The following is an 18,477-nucleotide window of genomic DNA, read 5'->3' as shown; positions in this document are numbered from 1 at the left end:
ATGGATGCGCAAACCCTTCGAGCCCAGGCGTTCAAAGCACTGCACGAACGCGAGGGCGCTTTTGTCATTCCCAACCCTTGGGACGCCGGCTCGGCGAAAATGCTCGCCAGCCTTGGCTTTGAGGCGTTGGCAACCACCAGTGCCGGTTACGCTTTTTCCCGGGGCCGTCCCGATGGTGGGCTGATGCTCGACGAGACCCTGGCGAACGTTGAGGCGATTGTCGCGGCCACCGATCTGCCGGTCGCGGTGGATCTCGAAAACGGTTTTGCCGACGCCCCCGCCGACTGCGCCCAAAGTATTGTGCGGGTGGTCAAGGCTGGTGCCGTCGGTGGTTCGATCGAAGATGCCACCGGGCGTGAGGATGGTCCGATCTACTGCTTCGAGCATGCCGTGGCGCGGATCGAAGCGGCCGTCGCGGCGGCTCGCAGCTTGCCTTTTTCCTTCGTGCTGACGGCGCGTGCCGAGAACTTTCTGCACGGCAATCCTGACCTCGACGATACCATTCGCCGCTTGCAGGCATTCGCCGAGGCGGGGGCCGATGTGCTTTACGCACCGGGCCTGCGCAGCGCTGAAGAGGTCTTGGCGGTGGTCCGCGCCGTGGCGCCGAAACCGGTCAATGTGTTGATGTCCGGCGGGCTCAAGCTGACGGTCGAGCAGTTGAGTGAAATGGGCGTCAAACGCATCAGCGTCGGTTCGGCCCTGGCCTTGGCGGCGTATGGCGAGTTCTTCCGCGCCGCCGAGGAAATCCAGCAACACGGGACCTTCGGCTTTACCTCCCGGTCGATGCCGTTCCAGAAGGCCAATCAACTGTTCAAAAGCTGACGATGCGGTTTCGGTGGGGGCTGTTGCTGGTGCTGTTGATCTTCGGCGCTGTCGGGTTGAGCGTCTGGCGCGGCTGGGTTTCCATTCCCCCGCAATGGAACCCATGGGCGCCGCTGGACGTGAAGGCCGAACCGAACCTGCTGACCCGCTACAAACTGATGCGTCTGCGCGATGATCCGCAGTTGTGTGACCAAGCCCTGAGCAGCTCCGGATTACGTGTAAGCCGTCAGGCCGACAGCCCGGACGCGGCTTGCCCGTTGACCAACACCTTGCGTGTGCAAGGTGGCGAGGCGGCGCTGAGCAGCAGTTTCCTCGCCAGTTGCAGCCTGGCGGTAGCGTTCGCCTTGTTCGAGCGCCACGCCCTGCAACCGGCGGCTCAGGCTGTCTACGGGCAGGCTGTGAAACGGGTCGACCATCTCGGCAGCTTCGCCTGTCGCAACGTTTACAGCCGCGAAAACGGCAGACGCAGCCAGCATGCCACGGCCGATGCACTGGATATCAGCGGATTCCGGCTGGCGGACGGTCGATTCATCAGCGTGCTCAAGGATTGGCCGAAGGATAACCAGGACGCGAGATTTCTCCGTCAGGTTCGCGACGGCGCCTGCGACATGTTCAGTGTGGTATTGAGCCCGGACTACAACGCCGCCCATCGCAATCACTTTCATATGGATGTCGGGCCGTGGTGGCGGTGTCGCTGAGGGTTACGCGGCGATGCGCAGGTTCTGCAGAACGATCGGGCGTGCCCAGCCGTTATCGAAATCGAATTGCTTCTGTTGTTCCACCAGCTCTTCGGGCGAGAACGGCGGGAATGGTTTGTCCAGCAGATCGAGTTCGAACTCGGCGATCGGCAAGTGCAGCGGACGCGGTTGCGGTGCGGTGCCAGGCTCTGGCAGCGGTTGACCGGCGGTGAGCACGATCGGGCGTACCCAGCCGCTGTCGAAGTCTTGTTGTTTCTGTTGCGCGACGATTTCTTCCGGCGGGAACGGCGGGAACGGTTTGTCGGCCAGGTCCATTTCGAGCTCGGCAATCGGCAGGAATAGCGGCTCTGGGGGGCGGACTGGTGTTTCCATCACATCACATTCGCGCTGGGAAATGATGTGTGCCAGCAACTCACTGCCGACAGTCGGTTCGACCGGGCTGTCGAGATCGACCGGCGGAAAGTTGAGAGACTCCGGTACGACATCGCCCGACTGATCGGCCAGGGCCTGGGCAAAAAAATCCTGCCACAGGTGACTGACGCCGCTCAGTGCTTGGGAGTTTCGCAGGCCAAAATCGCCGTGGGGCGAGATGTAACCTATCGATGTGCGTTGAATGTCTGACATTTCTCTCGGTCGACGCTCAGCTCTGGCAAAATGCTCGATAGTTTGGTTATCGGCCGTTTTTGCCGATCATTAATTTTTGAGCGTGTTTTCCCATGATTGAGCAACCTGCGGCTTGCCGCATCCATGTCGAGGCCTTGGGCACGACCTTTCAGCCACAGGCCGAGCAATGGGCCGAGCGCCTGGGGTTGCCGTTGCAGGTGGATGACGGCGAGTTTGCCTTGCAGGTGGGCGAGCAGGGGTTGCAGCTGCAACAACTGGGGCCGGACGCACCGGGACCGGTGCGGGTGGATTTTGTCGAGGGTGGCGCGGCCCATCGTCGGTTGTACGGCGGCGGCAGCGGTCAGATGATCGCCAAGGCCGTCGGCATCGCCCAAGGCGTGCGCCCGCGCGTGCTGGACGCCACGGCGGGGTTGGGCAAGGACGCGTTCGTGCTGGCCAGCCTGGGCTGCGAGATGAGCCTGATCGAGCGCCAGCCGCTGATCGGCGCGTTGCTTGAAGATGGCCTGGCGCGCGGCGCAGAAGATTTCGACGTGGCGCCGATTGTGGCGCGGATGCGTTTGCTCAAGGGCAATTCGATCGAGGTGATGCGCAACTGGGAAGGCGAGCCACCGCAGGTGATCTACCTCGACCCGATGTTCCCCCATCGCGAGAAAACCGCGTTGGTGAAGAAGGAAATGCGCCTGTTCCGGCCGCTGGTAGGCGATGACCCGGATGCGCCGGCATTGCTCGAAGCGGCGTTGGCCCTGGCCAGTCACCGGGTGGTGGTCAAACGCCCACGCAAGGCGCCGTGCATCGACGGGCCGAAGCCGAGTCATGCGCTGGATGGCAAATCCAGCCGATATGACATTTATCCGAAGAAAGCGCTCAAGCCTTAAGACCGCGTCGCCCCCATCGCGAGCAGGCTCGCTCCCACATTGGATCTCCGGTGTACACAAAATCTGTGACCGACAAAGGTCCAATGTGGGAGCGGGCTTGCTCGCGAAGGCGTCAGCGCAGACACCTCAATTTATCAGACCGACTCCGGCCGATAAGCCCGCATAAACAACTCCACCACTTCCTGTACATGGGCTTCAGCGGCATCCCCGGTCACCGGCTCGCCGCAGCCATACAGCAACCGGAAATTCCCCGCTCCCTTGAGCAGGCAGAAAAAGTGTTCGGCGGCATTGCGCGGCTTATCGATGCTCAACGTGCCACTCTGATCGACCTTGGTCAGCAACCGCTCCATGCCGTGCAACATGCGCTCTGGTCCGGCTTCGAAGAAGATCAGCGAGAGTTTCGGGTCCTGGCTGCCCAGCGTCGCCATCAACCGGTGCAGGTTCACCGATTCGTCGCTGTTGATCAGCTGATGAAAACCGCGTGCGATGTTCAGCAGCACGGTTTCCACGGCAATGCCGTCCGGCAATTCAAAAAACAGCGTTGGCAGTTGCTCCTCGCACTTGGCCATCACCGCGGCGGCAAACAGCGTCTCTTTGTCATTGAAATGGCTGTAGACCGTCAGCTTGGACACGCCGGCCTCGGCCGCCACGGCATCCATGCTGGTGTTCGCGTATCCCTTACTCAGAAACAGGATTTTCGCCGCGTCGAGGATGGCCTGGCGCTTGGCCAGATCCTTGGGACGGCCCGGACCACTGGGTGTTGAAAGATTGTTCGACATTCTTCGCTTTAATACTGGACTGGTGAGTTTGCTATTAATAACATACTGGCCAGTATAATTATTCCAAGCACCATTAGCGAAAGGTCCTTCTCCATGTTCCGCTATGCCTTGCCCCTCGCATTGCCGGTCAGTCTGGCTTTTTTATTGTCTGCGTGTGGCCATGAAGAGGCGCCTCAAGTCACCGTCCGCCCGGCCATGGTCGTACAGCCAGAGCCTTCGGCTCAGGCCATGGAAAGTTATCCCGGTGAAGTCCGCGCGCGCTATGAGCCGGATCTGGCCTTTCGCATTGGCGGTAAAGTCAGCCGACGACTGGTCGAGGAAGGCCAGCGGGTCAAGGCTGACCAGCCTCTGGCGGAACTCGATCCTCAGGACGTGCGCCTGCAACTGGAAGCCACCCGTGCCCAGGTCGCGGCCGCCGAAGCCAACCTGAGCCTGGTGCGCGCCGAACGTGATCGCTACAAGACCCTGATGGAGCGGCAGATGGTCAGCCGTTCGCAGTACGACAATGCGGAAAACCTCTACCGCTCCGGTGAAGCACGTCTCAAGCAAATCAAAGCCGAATTCAACGTATCGACCAATCAGGCCAGCTACGCGGTACTGCGTGCGCCCCAGGATGGCGTGGTGGCCAAACGTGCGGTTGAAGTCGGGCAAGTGGTGGCGGCCGGGCAAACCGTGTTTACCCTTGCCACCGATGGCGAGCGCGAAGTGTTGATCAGCCTGCCGGAGCAGAGCTTCGGTCGTTTCAAGGTCGGCCAACCGGTCTCGGTAGAACTCTGGACCCAACCCGATCAACGTTTCCCCGGGCGCATCCGTGAACTGTCGCCTGCGGCCGATCCGAAATCCCGCACCTTCGCCGCCCGCATTGCATTTACCGCCGGCAAGGTTCCCGCCGAACTCGGCCAGAGCGCCCGGGTGTTCATCCAGACCGCCGATGTGGTGTCGTTGTCGGTGCCGCTGTCGGCGGTCACCGCGGAAAACGGTGCCACTTATGTGTGGGTGGTCGGCGCCAACAACACCTTGAAAAAAGCCCCGGTGCGGGTCGGTGCATTCGGCGAGAAAACCGTGCCGGTGCTCGAAGGCCTGAACGCCAGCGATTGGGTGGTGGCCGCCGGTGTTCATGTGCTTCACGACGGGCAGCAAGTGCGCCCGGTGGATCGCTCCAACCGCGTGGTCAATCTGGCGCACAAGGAGTAATCCCCGATGGGTTTCAATCTTTCCGAATGGGCGCTGCGCAACCGCCAGATCGTACTGTTCCTGATGCTCTTGCTGGCCGTCGTCGGCGCGTTGTCCTACACCAAGCTCGGCCAAAGTGAAGACCCCCCGTTCACCTTCAAGGCCATGGTGATTCGCACCAACTGGCCGGGTGCCACGGCCGAGGAAGTATCGCGCCAGGTTACCGAGCGTATTGAAAAGAAACTGATGGAAACCGGCGAGTACGAACGGATCGCTTCGTTCTCCCGTCCGGGCGAATCTCAGGTCACGTTCGTTGCTCGAGATTCGATGCACTCGGTAGAGATTCCGGAGCTCTGGTATCAAGTCCGCAAGAAGATCAGCGACATTCGCCACACCCTGCCACCGGGCATCCAGGGGCCTTTCTTCAACGATGAATTCGGCACCACCTTCGGCAACATCTACGCCCTGACCGGCGAAGGTTTTGATTACGCGGTGCTCAAGGACTACGCCGACCGCATCCAGATTCAACTGCAACGGGTCAAGGATGTGGGCAAGGTCGATCTGCTCGGGCTGCAGGACGAGAAGATCTGGATCGAGCTCTCCAACGTCAAACTGGCCACCCTCGGGTTGCCGTTGGCGGTGGTGCAGCAGGCGCTTGAAGAGCAGAACGCGATGTCCACCGCAGGTTTCTTCGAAACCACCAGTGAGCGTTTACAGCTACGGGTTTCGGGGAATTTTCAGACGGTCGACGAGATCAAGAATTTCCCGATCCGCGTTGGTGATCGCACGTTCCGCATCGCCGATGTGGCGAACGTTCGTCGTGGCTTCAACGATCCACCGGCGCCGCGCATGCGCTTCATGGCTGAAGACGCCATCGGCTTGGCGGTGGCCATGAAAAGCGGTGGCGACATTCTGATTCTGGGCAAAGCGCTGGAAGTCGAATTCGCCCGGATCCAGAAAAACCTCCCGGCCGGCATGCAGCTGCGTAAGGTGTCCGATCAGCCCGCCGCGGTGAAAACCGGTGTCGGCGAGTTTGTTCAGGTGCTGGTGGAGGCGCTGGCGATTGTATTGCTGGTGAGCTTCTTCTCCCTCGGTGTGCGCACCGGCATGGTCGTGGCGCTGGCGATTCCGCTGGTGTTGGCGATGACCTTCGCCTGCATGTACTACCTTGGCATCGGCCTGCACAAGATTTCCCTCGGCGCGCTGGTACTGGCTCTGGGGTTGCTGGTGGACGACGCGATCATCGCTGTGGAAATGATGGCGATCAAAATGGAGCAGGGCTTCGACCGGGTCAAAGCCGCCAGCTATGCCTGGACCAGCACCGCGTTCCCGATGCTCACCGGTACGTTGATCACCGCTGCCGGTTTCCTGCCGATTGCCACCGCGCAATCGGGCACCGGCGAATACACCCGTTCGATCTTCCAGGTGGTGACCATCGCGCTGCTGGCATCGTGGATTGCCGCCGTAGTCTTTGTGCCTTATCTGGGGGAAAAACTCCTGCCGGATCTGGCGAAAATTCACGCCGCCAAACACGGCACCGGCGACGGCCACCCCGACCCTTATGGCACGCCGTTCTACCAGCGTGTCAGACGGCTGGTGGAATGGTGCGTGCGCCGACGCAAAACGGTGATCGTCCTGACCATCGTGATGTTTGTCGCGTCAGTGGTGCTGTTTCGTTTCGTGCCGCAGCAGTTCTTCCCGGCTTCGGGGCGACTGGAGTTGATGGTCGATCTGAAACTGGCCGAAGGGGCGTCTTTGAGCAACACCGCTGAGGAGGTCAAACGCCTCGAAGGTCTGCTCAAGGATCACGCCGGGATCGACAACTACGTGGCTTACGTCGGCACCGGTTCGCCGCGTTTCTACCTGCCGCTGGATCAGCAACTTCCGGCAGCGAGCTTCGCGCAGTTTGTCGTCCTGGCCAAAACCATCGAGGATCGCGAAACCCTGCGCACCTGGCTGATCGAAACCCTCAACGAACAATTCCCGGCCTTGCGCTCGCGGGTCACGCGGCTGGAGAACGGTCCCCCGGTTGGCTATCCGGTGCAGTTCCGGGTGACCGGTGAGCACATCGAGGAAGTCCGCGCATTGGCCCGTAAAGTAGCGGCCAAGGTTCGCGAGAACCCACACGTGGCCAACGTGCATCTGGACTGGGAAGAGCCGAGCAAAGTCGTTTACCTGAACGTCGATCAGGACCGCGCGCGGGCGCTGGGTGTGAGCACGGCAAATCTTTCGGGGTTCCTGCGAAGCTCGCTGACCGGTGCCAGCGTCAGCCAGTTCCGCGAAGATAACGAGTTGATCGAGATCCTGCTGCGCGGCACGGTGCATGAGCGCACCGAATTGGCGTTGCTGCCAAGCCTGGCTGTGCCGACTGACAATGGTCGCAGCGTGGCGCTGTCGCAGATTGCGACGCTGGAGTACGGCTTTGAGGAAGGCATCATCTGGCACCGTAACCGCCTGCCCAACGTGACGGTTCGCGCCGACATCTATGGCAAGGAACAACCAGCGACACTGGTGCAGCAGATCATGCCGACCCTTGATCCGATACGTGCCGAATTGCCTGACGGCTACCTGCTGGACGTCGGCGGTACGGTGGAAGACTCGGCGCGCGGGCAGAACTCGGTGAAGGCCGGCGTACCACTGTTTATCGTGGTGGTGCTGACGTTGCTGATGCTGCAATTGCGCAGTTTCTCACGCACGGTGATGGTGTTTCTGACCGCGCCACTGGGGCTGATTGGTGTGACGCTGTTTCTGATGGTGTTCCGCCAGCCGTTCGGTTTTGTGGCGATGCTCGGGACGATCGCCTTGTCCGGGATGATCATGCGTAACTCGGTGATTCTGGTGGATCAGATTGAGCAGGATATCGCTGCCGGGCTCAAGCCTTGGCAGGCGATTATCGAGGCGACGGTGCGGCGGTTCCGACCGATTGTGCTGACGGCGTTGGCGGCGGTGTTGGCGATGATTCCATTGTCACGCAGTGTGTTTTTCGGGCCGATGGCGGTGGCGATCATGGGCGGGCTGATTGTGGCGACAGCATTGACGTTGCTGTTTTTGCCGGCGTTGTATGCGGCTTGGTTCAGGGTCAAGAAAGAGGTCGTGTGAGTCCTTGTTTCTTGGCGGCCTTCGGGCCGACCATGCTCTTGGTTGGTGGGGTACATATCCGTTGCTGTGGTAATGGCGGCTAATGGTTTCGCCCTTACGGCGAGTCCCTTTTGGCAAACGCCCCAAAAGGAACCAAAAGGTCTCGCCCCAAGCGTCCGGCCCCTCGCTGAGGCTCGGCGTTCCTTCGCTCCGGTATCCATCTGGGGGCATCGCCCTACGGTCTGCTTCGCTACGACCTATATGCGATGGGTTCGACTGCGTCAAACGGCGCTGCGCGCCAATCCCCAGATGAACACCTCCGCTCAGCCTCCCGAAGGGGCGGGCAGATCAAGATCAAAAGCGGCAGGCGAGCTAACGCTCGGCCTGTTGAGTGGTGAGGGGCGGGTGTACGCCGCTCCACTGTGGGAGCGGGCTTGCTCGCGAAGGCGGCCTGACAGCCGACCAATCCCTCGCAGATGTACACGATTCAACTGTGGGAGCGAGCCTGCTCGCGATGGCGGCCTGACAGCCGACCAATCCCTTGCAGATGCACACGGTCCAACTGTGGGAGCGGGCTTGCCCGCGAAGACGGCCTGACAACCGACCAATCTCTCTCAGACATACGCCTCCCCACTTGTAGGAGCGAGGCTTGCCCGCGAAGGCGGCCTGACAGCCAACCAGTTTCTTGCGGATGCACCTGATAGTTCATCGCTCCAGGCATTGTTGTTGCACTTGGACAATTACAACGTACCAAACACCTTCTTCGCCAAACTGGTCGCCGCCGCCGCAGGGTTATGGCGAATGGTTTCTTCCTGCTTGCCAATCATCTCGAACAAACCGTTCAACGCCTGCTCGGTCACGTAGCTTTCGATGTTGGCGCTCTTCGCATCCACCACACCCATCGTCGCGGCTTGCCCGGCGAACGAGTTGTATTGCTTGGCCAGGCCGACCTGGTCGGTGGCTTGTTTGACGATCAGCAGGAACTTGGTGCGGATCTGCTCGCGGCTGGTTTTGCTCAGGTACTGAGTAGCCGAGTCTTTGCCGCCGCTGAGAATGCCCTTGGCATCCTCCACGCTCATTTTCTTCACAGCATCCACCAGGATTGGCTGGGCTTGTGTCACGGCGGTTTCAGCCGCTTTGTTCATGCTGGTTTCCAGCTGGTCAACCTGCTCACCCATACCGAACTGTTTCATTTTGCTGGCGACTTTACCCAGCTTGCCCGGCAGTTCGATCTTCACGTCCGGGTTGTTGCTGAAGCCGCCGGGTGTGCCGAGTTGCTTAACGGCCAGTTGCGCGCCTTGGGTCAGAGCGTCCTTGAGACCGCCGGTGGCGTCTTGTTGCGACAGGTCACTGAGAGACACTGCCAGGGCGTTGGCGCAGATCATCAAGCCTGCGCACAGGCCGGCGAAGCGAAGGGTAGGGCGGAGCATGGCGGCTTCCTTATTCAGAAAAAAAGGCTCAGAAAAAAAGGTTCAGCAAAAAGGTTCAGAAAAGAGAGTTATCGGGCGGCGTCCACGCGAATTTTCAGGGGTTGCGGGTCTTTGCCGTCCAATTGCACGGCGTGATTTTCAGTGGTGATGAACATCAACTCGCCATTGACTTCGATGCGGGCGCTGACCGAATAACGATGACCGGGTTTGACCTGCGCCGGATCGTAGCTCAAATGGAATGGCAACGGCACTTGGCCCTTGATCGGGCCTTTCTGCTCGTCGAGCACTACCGCCGGTGCGTCGGCCAGGGACACATCTTGCAAGCTGACGCTCAAGGTCGCGTTCGGTGGCAGAGCAATGCGTTGCAGGTAGAACACTTCGCCGTCGAGGCTGGTGTTGGCGGTCGGTTGTGTCGACTGGCAGGCACCGAGCAAGGTAGTCAGCAGGACGAGAGAGAGTTTTTTCATCGAAGATCTCCGTATCGAAGGCGCCAGAAGAAGCCTGGCGCCTGTAGGAATTTAGACGGTCTGCGTTGGGGCCGCGACTTGATCCGCCGCATCTTCACTGCGATGCAACGCCACCTGACGGATCGACAAACGAATCTCCGCCGGCAATACCCGTTTGGCCGCGCCTTCGGCCAGTTCGCCGAGCAGTTCGTGATAGCTCAACTTGCCGGCCTCGTCGCGGCGCAGAACGTCGAGGTCCAGCATCGTCTGGATGAAGTGACGGAACAGGCTCTTGTCGAAGAACTCCGGGGCGTTCAGGCCGTGGAGGATCGACAGGCGCTGGGCCATGACCGTACACAGGTCTTCCAGTTCTTCGGCGCTGATGCTGTTCTGGCCGCTGTTGAGCAGCAGGGAAACGGTCATGTAGAAGCGTTGCAAGGTCTGGGCGATGCTTTTCGACAGCAGCGTCAGTAGTACGAAATGCCGTGAACTCGGTGCCGGACGCAGGTACACGTCTTTCTCGAAACGCAGCAGGCCTTGCTCGACGAAGGCTTCGAGCCATTGATCGACCACGCCATCGAGTTCGTCCAGCGACCAGCGAATGAACAGCTCCGATTGCAAGTACGGGTATAGCGCGCGGGTATAGCGCAGGATCTGCTCGCGGCTCATGCGCGAGGTGCTCTGGAAGAAACTCGCCAGCAACGACGGCAATGCGAAGATGTGCAGCACGTTGTTGCGGTAGTAGGTCATCAGGACGGCGTTTTGTTCGTCCAGGTACAGAATCTTGCCCAGCGCATCGCTTTGCTCGGACAGCAGGTCCATGTCCTTCACGTGCTCGATCAGCGCCCGACCGTCACCGTCCGGCAGGGTGGTGTGCGAGGAGTAGGGAACCTTGCGCAACAGCGCCAGATACAGATCGAGCACCCGCGCCATGGCGCGATCGTCCAGGGCCAGGCGGCTGGTGGACAGCAACGCCAGGGCCACCAGATTTACCGGGTTGATCGCCGCCGCTTCATTCAAATGCTGTGCGACTTTCTCGCCGAGGCGGTTGGTGGTTTCGTTGAGCCAGGCCGGTTTGAACTGTGGGCCGAGCTCCTGTTGGCGCCAGTCTGGCTGTTCGCTGTCGAGGAACTCCGCCAGTTTGATCGGCTCACCGAAGTTGACCGCGACCTGACCGAAGCGCTGTTTGAGCGCGCCGATGACTTTGAAGATGTCGAAGATCGATTCTTTCTTCTTGCTCGCCCCACGCAGCTCGCCGAGGTAGGTACGGCCTTCCAGCACGCGCTCGTAGCCGATGTACACCGGTATGAACACGATCGGCATGCGCGACGAACGCAGGAAGCTGCGCAGAGTGATCGCGAGCATCCCGGTTTTCGGTTGCAGCATGCGCCCGGTACGCGAACGGCCGCCCTCGACGAAGTACTCGACCGGGAAGCCTTTAGTGAACAGGGTGTGCAGGTATTCGTTGAACACCGAGGTGTAGAGCGGGTTGCCCTTGAAGGTGCGGCGCATGAAAAACGCGCCGCCACGGCGCAGCAAGCTACCGATCACCGGCATGTTGAGGTTGATCCCGGCGGCGATGTGCGGCGGGGTCAGGCCGTTGCGGAACAGCAGATAGGAGAGCAGCAAATAGTCGATGTGGCTGCGGTGGCACGGCACGTAGATCACTTCGTGACCCTGGGCGACTTTCTGCACACCTTCGATGTGGTTGACCTTGATCCCGTCGTAGATCTTGTTCCAGAACCAGCTCAGCACCACTTCCAGAAAGCGGATCGCGGTGTAGGTGTAGTCCGAGGCGATCTCGTTGCCGTAGCGCAAGGCCTGGGCCTTGGCTTTTTCCGGCGAGATGTTCTCGCGCTCGGCTTCGTCGAGGATCGCCTGTTTGACCGAAGGCTGATTGAGCAGGCCTTTGACCAGGTTGCGGCGGTGGGAAATGTCCGGGCCGATCACTGCGGCTTTCAGGTTGCGAAAGTGTACCCGCAGAATCCGCTGGGCCATGCGCACGGTGCGCTCGTGGCCTTTGTTGTGATCGATCAGCTCACGCAGATGAATCGGCGCCGAGAACTGTACCCGGGTTTTGCGCCCCAGAATCATGATGCTCAGCAGCCGACGCAAACGCCCGGTGACGGCCCAACTGTCGGCGAACAACAGTTTCCACGGGCTCGATTCGCTGTCCGGCGACTGGCCCCAGAACACGCTGACCGGAATGATCTGCGCGTCTTCGGCGGCGTTCTGGCTCAGGGCGCTGACCAGACGGGTCAGGGTCGGTGGCGCGCCGCGTTTGTCCTGACGGCCGAGCCAGTCGGGCTCCGGCGTCAGGTAAAAGAACGCGGCGGGCTCTACCAACGCACCCACCGATACCGGCAATACCGGGCGGGGCAGGCCGGCCTTGCTGCATTCGGTATCGACCACGGCGAGGTCGGTCAGTGAAGGATTTTGCAGGACGTAGAACACCGGCCGACTGCGGTCGAGGTCAAGGGTGAACGACGACTGGTTGATCGTCTCCGAGCGAACCCAGAGGTACAGCAGTCGGCGCAGGGTGCCAAACACAAGACGGCGGAACGGGGAACGGGTCATACGGCTTCTGCGTGAGTGAAAAAAACCGAGCGTTTGCTCGGGCGGCAGATAGTGTGCCGTATTCGCCGAAAATCGGCAAAAAAGCGCCTAAGTAAACTTGAGTTGAGAGTTTTGATGGCTGTCATATACTCGGCCGTTCAAAATAAAAACAAGGGGGTAACCAGATATGGCAACGCGCGAAACCGGCAATGTGAAGTGGTTCAACGACGCCAAGGGCTATGGCTTCATTCAGCGCGAGGACGGGGTGGACGTGTTCGTGCATTACCGCGCGATCCGCGGCGAAGGGCATCGCTCGCTGACTGAAGGTCAGCAGGTTGAGTATGCGGTGGTGACCGGCGAGAAGGGCTTGCAGGCTGAAGACGTTGTAGGCTTGTAAACTCGATCTTCGGATCACCAAAAACCACTGTGGGAGCGAGCCTGCTCGCGATAGCTGACTGACATTCAACATCAATGTTGAATGAAAGGACGCTATCGCGAGCAGGCTCGCTCCCACAATGGATCTCCCTGTGGCCTGCCATTTTGGGCACTCCACAGATACAGCGTTCAGGTTTTAAGCAGTTTTCCAGGTGATTTCTTCTTCACCATCAACGCTGATCCGCATCCAGCGATCCGCCGTCTCTTCACCTTCTTCCTCGACCCAGCTACCTGGTGCGCAACGCACTTCTACGTTCAGTGCGGCAAAGGCTGCGCGGGCGCAGGCGATGTCGTCCTCCCATGGGGTCTGGTCGCTTTCCAGGTACAGGCTGTTCCATTTGCCGACAGCTTTCGGCAGCCAGGTAACCGGCACGTTGCCGGCCTTGCACTTGTAGGTCTGGCCTTTCTGAACCCAATCGGTGCACGGGCCTAAAGCCGCGCCGAGCCAGGCTGCGATGGCCTTGTAGTCGACGTCGGCGTCTTTCAGGTAAATCTCGATATCGGGTTGGCGCATGGATGTCCTCACTGCGGGTCTGAAAAATCCATTCGCGGATTTAGCCGGCCTCAAGCAGTTTGCTCAAGACCAAAATTTAAGAGTTTATTGAAGAACAAAATAATCGTAGCGCATCGACACGGTGACCTCGAACGGCTCGGCCTGTTCGATGACTGCCGCCCGGCGTTCGGCACTCGCGCGCCAGCCGTGGGGTGTCATGGCCAACAGGTTCGCGCGATCCTGACCGTTAACCAGCGTCAGTTTGAACTCCAGGGTTTCGCTATGCTGCAGCGCCATGCCTTCCGGCACCAACGCCAAATGCTTGTCGTCGGTGTACTCGCGGACTTCGTCGTACAGCCGCTCGCGCAATTCCATCAGATGGCCGCTGGTCGGCCCGACTTTCATCAAGCCGCCACCAGGGTTGAGCAGGCGCTTGGCTTCTTCCCAGTCCAGCGGGCTGAAAACGCTGGCGAGAAACTGGCAGCTGCCGGAGGCCAATGGCACCCGCGCCATGCTGGCGATCAACCAGGTCAGTGCAGGGTTGCGTTTGCAGGCGCGTTTGACCGCTTCCCGGGAAATGTCCAGTGCGTAGCCATCGGCGTTGGGCAAGGCTTCGGCGATTTGCGCGGTGTAGTAACCCTCGCCACAACCGATGTCCAGCCAGCGCTGGGGCGCGTACTGCGCCGCCAGTTCCGCCAGACGCTTGGCCACCGGCGCGTAATGGCCGGCGTTCAAAAAGTCGCGACGGGCTTCGACCATCGCCAAGTTATCCCCAGGGTCGCGGCTGTTTTTGTGCTGCACCGGCAACAGGTTCAGGTAACCCTGCCGCGCACGGTCGAAACGATGCCCGGCGGGACAAGCCACGCCGTTATCCACCGCGTTCAGCGGTTCGCTGCAGATCGGACACGCAAGCATCAGGCGAGCAACTTGATCAGGGTCTGGTAGTAGATTTCGGTCAGCACGTCGAGATCGGCCGCCAGTACGCGCTCGTTGACCTGATGGATCGTCGCGTTGACCGGGCCCAGTTCGACCACTTGGGTACCCATGGTCGCAATGAAGCGCCCGTCGGAGGTGCCGCCGCTGGTGGACGCCTTGGTCTCGCGACCGGTGATGTCCTTGATGCTCGCCGATACCGCGTCGAGCAGGGCGCCCGGTTCGGTGAGGAACGGCAGGCCGGACAGCGCCCAGTCGATGTGCCAGTCCAGACCATGCTTGTCGAGAATATCGGCGACGCGCTTTTGCAGGCCTTCGACGGTGGATTCGGTGGAGAAGCGGAAGTTGAACACCGCCACCAGATCACCCGGAATCACGTTGGTCGCGCCGGTACCGGAATTGACGTTGGAGATCTGGAAACTGGTCGGCGGGAAGAAATCGTTGCCGTGGTCCCAGTGCTCGGCGGCCAGCTCGGCCAGCGCCGGGGCCGCGAGATGGATCGGGTTCTTCGCCAGGTGCGGATACGCCACGTGACCTTGCACACCGTGCACGGTCAATTTGGCGCCGAGGGAGCCGCGACGGCCGTTTTTGACCACGTCACCCACCAGGGTAGTGCTCGACGGTTCGCCGACGATGCACCAGTCCAGACGCTCCTTACGGGCGGCGAGGCGTTCGATCACGGCCTTGGTGCCGTGATGTGCCGGGCCTTCTTCGTCGCTGGTGATCAGGAAAGCGACCTTGCCCTTGTGGTCCGGGTAGTCGGCGACGAAGCGCTCAGCGGCTACGGTCATGGCCGCGAGGCTGCCTTTCATGTCTGCCGCGCCACGGCCGCAGAGCATGCCGTGCTCGTCGATCACCGCGTTGAACGGATCGATCTGCCAGGCGGTTACCGGACCGGTCGGGACTACGTCGGTGTGACCGGCGAAACACAGCACCGGGCCTTCGTGTTTACCGTGAGTCGCCCAGAAGTTATCCACATCTTCGATGCGCATCGGTTCCAGTTTGAAACCGGCATCGCCCAGGCGCTGCATCATCTGCTTCTGGCAATCGGCGTCGACCGGTGTCACGGACGGACGGCGGATCAGGTCGATGGCGAGTTGAAGGGTCGGCGAAAGGTCGGCGTGGGCCGTCATGGAAAGCTCCGGAAACTGTAAATGTGGGAGCGAGCCTGCTCGCGATGAGGTCGGTATATTCAACATTGATGTTGATTGTCAGACCGCTATCGCGAGCAGGCTCGCTCCCACAGGTATTGGGTCAGGCCATAAAGGCCAAGGCCTGCAAAATGGCGGTTATCTTAAAGCAAAACGGCGGCCATTGGCCGCCGTTTAGTGCATCTGTACTGATTTAGACAGCCGGTGCGGTCTCGGCTTCGGCCACCGGTTTTGGCAGCGACGACAGGAACGCCATGATCAGCGCCGCCAGGTATGGCAGCGACTGCACCAGCAACATGGTCACCCAGAAGCGCATGTCGTTACTCGGCAGGCCCTGCACCAGGAAGATCCCCAGCGCCGCGCCCCACAACAGCAGCATGATGAACACCTCTTCGCGCGCTTCCGAAATGGCCACCCAGAAGCCGTGATTATCGGCGTTTTTCGGGGTACGGAAGAACGGAATGCTGCTGGTGAAGAAGCCGTACAGCACCGCTTTGGCGATGGTGTGCGACAACGCCAGCCCTGCCAACGCCGCGCAGAACGCATCCTTGAGGTTGACCCCGACCGCACGGCGGTACAGGAAGATGATCTTGCCGACCTTGAACACGAACAGCGCCAACGGCGGGATCGCGAAAATCAGCAGCGGTGGATCGACCCGTTGCGGCACGATGATCATCGCTGCCGACCACAACAACGCGCCGACGGTGAAGAAGATGTTCATGCCGTCCGCCACCCACGGCAACCAGCCCGCGAGGAAGTGGTAACGCTGGCCACGGGTCAGTTCGGTGTCCTTGCCGCGCAGCAGGCTGGCGGTGTGACGCTTGATGATCTGAATCGCTCCGTAGGCCCAGCGGAAACGCTGTTTCTTGAAGTCGATAAAGGTATCGGGCATCAGGCCTTTGCCGTAGCTGGTGTGGTAATACGCCGCCGACAGACCTTTTTCGAACACGCGCAGACCCAACTCGGCGTCTTCACAGATGCACCAGTCGGCCCAGCCCAGTTCCTCGAGCACCGAGCGCCGGGTCATGGTCATGGTGCCGTGCTGGATGATCGCGTCACGGTCGTTACGGGTGACCATGCCGATGTGGAAGAAGCCTTTGTATTCCGCGTAGCAGAGCTTCTTGAAGGTGCTTTCGTTCTGGTCGCGGTAATCCTGTGGCGACTGCACCACAGCGATTTTCGGATCGGCGAAGTGCGGCACCATGTGCTTGAGCCAGTTCGGGTCGACACAGTAGTCCGAGTCGATCACCGCAATCACTTCGGCATCCTTGGCGGTGTGCGGAATCAGGTAATTCAGCGCGCCGCCCTTGAAACCGGCCAACGGTGCCACGTGGAAGAACTTGAAGCGCGGGCCGAGGGTTTCGCAATAATCGCGCACCGGTTCCCAGACCGCCGGGTCTTTGGTGTTGTTGTCGATGATCAGGACTTCGAAGTCCGGATAGTCGAGATTGGCCAGGGCATTGAGGGTCTGTTTGACCATCTCCGGCGGCTCGTTGTAGCAAGGTACGTGAATCGACACCTTCGGTCGGTAGTCCGATTCGCCCACGACCGGCAGGAATTCACGCCGGCGTTTGTGGGTCCAGACCGCTTCGGCCAGCTCATGGGCCTCGGTCAGCAGAACGATAAACACCCCGAGTGCACCGAGGGCGAGCAGGAAACCCACCGTCAGGCTGAACCAGGTGCTGTATTGCTGGCTGTAGTCATAACCGATCCATACCAACACCGAACCGCAGAGGAATGCGATAAAGGTCAGGAAGGTGCGGCCACGTTGACGCAGGGCCGAGCCGTCGATCATCAGCAAGGTCAGGGACAGCAGGGCCAGCACGGCCGAGCCGATCGCCAGCACACGCCATTGCGGGATCGCGACCACCGGGCCTTCGAAATTGAATTTCTGTTGGCGCGCGGCGTTGAACACGCCCCAATACGCGCCCACCGAACCTTCGTCAGTGGCCTTCCACGGCTGATCAAACGCTTCGATCACGAAGTAGTTGAAGCCCTGGCGGTTGAGCTTGTTGACCAATGTGCGCAGGTAGATCGCCTGGTCCGCCGGCGACGCATCGGCGCCACCGCGCATGCGGCCGTTGCTCGGCCAGCCGACCTCGGAGAGCAGCAGCGGTTTTTTCGGGAACATCTTTTTCAGGTCACGGGCGCGGTCGAGAACGAACTGACCGGCCTTGTCCACCGGAATGAACTCCCAGTAGGGCAGAACGTGAGCCGCGATCAGGTCGACGTGCTTGGCCAGGCTCGGGTTTTCTTCCCAGACGTGCCACTGTTCGGAGGTGGTGACCGGAACCTTTACGGCTGCGCGGACGCGATCCAGGATCAGGCTCAGCTCTGCCGCGGTAATTTCCTTACGGAAGATCGCCTCGTTACCGACAATCACGCGAACCACGCTGCGCGAGGAATTGGCGATTTCGATGGCGCGGGTGATCTCGCGCTCGTTGCGCTCTTCGTCCGGGCTGATCCAGATCCCGAGGGTCACCCGCAGGCCGAATTCTTCCGCCAGTTTGGGAATATTCTCCAGCGTGCCGTCGACCGAGTAGGTGCGGATGTTGTCCGTCAGCTTGCTCATGATCTCCAGATCGCGACGCATTTCATCGTCGGTCGGGTACTGAGCTTTTTGCGGGTACTGGCCTTGTTGAAACGGCGAGTACGAAAAGCCGGAGATCTGTTCAGGCCAGTTGGGGGCGGTGACCGGGCGATTGACCAGCGCCCAGAAGCCGGTAAACAAGGCTGCGATGGCGAGCACCACGACCAGGTTGAGTCCAAATTTACGCGATGACATAGCTTTTTCGGGTTCCAAAGGCTGTGGAACGAAGGAACGGTTGGCGGCCGGCTGCCAGGTGGCAGGGGCGCGCATCCTACACTGGAGGTTCTCTGACCGTACAGCGAACAGGGAAACGCCCGACATTGGGCAATCCAGGTCGACTTAAGTTCTTTGACCGGTGCGGTATAACCCAATTCCAATAAGTTTGTAGTCAATT

General features: G+C 60.4%; 15 protein-coding genes. 6 read left to right on the top strand and 9 right to left on the bottom strand.

Features of this window, described 5'->3' with window-relative positions; translation table 11 throughout:
* Both BK662_RS30560 and BK662_RS30555 read left to right on the top strand, forming a co-directional pair.
* Positions 1-822 carry an isocitrate lyase/PEP mutase family protein gene (locus BK662_RS30560; protein WP_123360646.1) on the top strand — a complete coding sequence of 274 codons (822 nt, stop codon included), beginning with the start codon at positions 1-3 and terminating at the stop codon, positions 820-822.
* Positions 823-824: 2 nt separating this feature from the next.
* Positions 825-1,520, top strand: a complete 696-nt coding sequence (locus tag BK662_RS30555) for an extensin-like domain-containing protein (protein WP_123360645.1) — start codon at positions 825-827, stop codon at positions 1,518-1,520.
* A 3-nt stretch (positions 1,521-1,523) separates the two neighbouring features.
* Here BK662_RS30555 and BK662_RS30550 read toward each other — a convergent pair whose 3' ends face one another.
* Positions 1,524-2,144 carry an energy transducer TonB gene (locus tag BK662_RS30550; protein WP_123360644.1) on the bottom strand — a complete coding sequence of 207 codons (621 nt, stop codon included), beginning with the start codon at positions 2,142-2,144 and terminating at the stop codon, positions 1,524-1,526.
* A gap of 92 nt (positions 2,145-2,236) precedes the next feature.
* Here BK662_RS30550 and BK662_RS30545 point away from each other — a divergent pair, with 92 nt between their 5' ends.
* The gene (locus BK662_RS30545; RefSeq protein WP_007906283.1) at positions 2,237-3,019 is read left to right on the top strand and encodes a class I SAM-dependent methyltransferase; all 783 of its coding nucleotides are present in this window, start codon (positions 2,237-2,239) and stop codon (positions 3,017-3,019) included.
* Between the two features lie 134 nt (positions 3,020-3,153).
* Here BK662_RS30545 and BK662_RS30540 read toward each other — a convergent pair whose 3' ends face one another.
* The gene (locus BK662_RS30540; protein WP_123360643.1) at positions 3,154-3,798 is read right to left on the bottom strand and encodes a TetR/AcrR family transcriptional regulator; all 645 of its coding nucleotides are present in this window, start codon (positions 3,796-3,798) and stop codon (positions 3,154-3,156) included.
* Positions 3,799-3,891: 93 nt separating this feature from the next.
* Between BK662_RS30540 and BK662_RS30535 the strand changes: the two genes are divergently transcribed.
* Together BK662_RS30535 and BK662_RS30530 are read left to right on the top strand one after the other, a co-directional pair.
* Positions 3,892-4,992, top strand: coding sequence for an efflux RND transporter periplasmic adaptor subunit (locus BK662_RS30535; protein WP_052967484.1), 1,101 nt, complete (start codon positions 3,892-3,894; stop codon positions 4,990-4,992).
* A 6-nt stretch (positions 4,993-4,998) separates the two neighbouring features.
* A complete protein-coding gene (locus tag BK662_RS30530; protein WP_123360642.1) occupies positions 4,999-8,070 on the top strand; it encodes an efflux RND transporter permease subunit in 3,072 nt (1,023 codons plus the stop codon).
* A 719-nt stretch (positions 8,071-8,789) separates the two neighbouring features.
* On the opposite strand, the gene BK662_RS30525 is transcribed toward BK662_RS30530, so the two are convergent.
* From BK662_RS30525 to plsB, 3 genes are all read right to left on the bottom strand, one after another.
* Positions 8,790-9,479: a DUF4197 domain-containing protein gene (locus BK662_RS30525; RefSeq protein ID WP_123360641.1), complete on the bottom strand. Its 690-nt coding sequence runs from the start codon at positions 9,477-9,479 to the stop codon at positions 8,790-8,792.
* Positions 9,480-9,547: 68 nt separating this feature from the next.
* Entirely contained in the window at positions 9,548-9,946 is a 399-nt protein-coding gene (locus BK662_RS30520; protein WP_123360640.1) for a YbaY family lipoprotein, read from the bottom strand.
* A gap of 51 nt (positions 9,947-9,997) precedes the next feature.
* Positions 9,998-12,502, bottom strand: a complete 2,505-nt coding sequence (gene plsB / locus BK662_RS30515) for a glycerol-3-phosphate 1-O-acyltransferase PlsB (protein WP_123360639.1) — start codon at positions 12,500-12,502, stop codon at positions 9,998-10,000.
* 166 nt (positions 12,503-12,668) lie between these two features.
* Here plsB and BK662_RS30510 point away from each other — a divergent pair, with 166 nt between their 5' ends.
* Entirely contained in the window at positions 12,669-12,878 is a 210-nt protein-coding gene (locus BK662_RS30510) for a cold-shock protein (protein WP_007964248.1), read from the top strand.
* A 174-nt stretch (positions 12,879-13,052) separates the two neighbouring features.
* Here BK662_RS30510 and BK662_RS30505 read toward each other — a convergent pair whose 3' ends face one another.
* From BK662_RS30505 to BK662_RS30485, 4 genes are all read right to left on the bottom strand, one after another.
* On the bottom strand, positions 13,053-13,430 hold the full coding sequence (locus BK662_RS30505; protein WP_038979139.1) for a hypothetical protein: 378 nt from the start codon (positions 13,428-13,430) through the stop codon (positions 13,053-13,055).
* Positions 13,431-13,514: 84 nt separating this feature from the next.
* On the bottom strand, positions 13,515-14,324 hold the full coding sequence (locus tag BK662_RS30500; RefSeq protein ID WP_123360638.1) for a putative RNA methyltransferase: 810 nt from the start codon (positions 14,322-14,324) through the stop codon (positions 13,515-13,517).
* Positions 14,324-15,475 carry a succinyl-diaminopimelate desuccinylase gene (gene dapE, locus BK662_RS30495; RefSeq protein WP_123360637.1) on the bottom strand — a complete coding sequence of 384 codons (1,152 nt, stop codon included), beginning with the start codon at positions 15,473-15,475 and terminating at the stop codon, positions 14,324-14,326. Before dapE ends, BK662_RS30500 begins: the two co-directional genes overlap by 1 nt.
* A 211-nt stretch (positions 15,476-15,686) precedes the next feature.
* Entirely contained in the window at positions 15,687-18,278 is a 2,592-nt protein-coding gene (locus tag BK662_RS30485; RefSeq protein ID WP_123360739.1) for a glycosyltransferase, read from the bottom strand.
* Between the last annotated feature and the right edge of the window lie 199 nt (positions 18,279-18,477).

The organism is Pseudomonas frederiksbergensis, assembly GCF_003732275.1.
Taxonomy (GTDB): domain Bacteria; phylum Pseudomonadota; class Gammaproteobacteria; order Pseudomonadales; family Pseudomonadaceae; genus Aquipseudomonas; species Aquipseudomonas frederiksbergensis_H.
The sequence above is the reverse complement of the archived record's forward strand: the minus strand, read 5'-3'. Positions and strand labels throughout refer to the sequence as shown.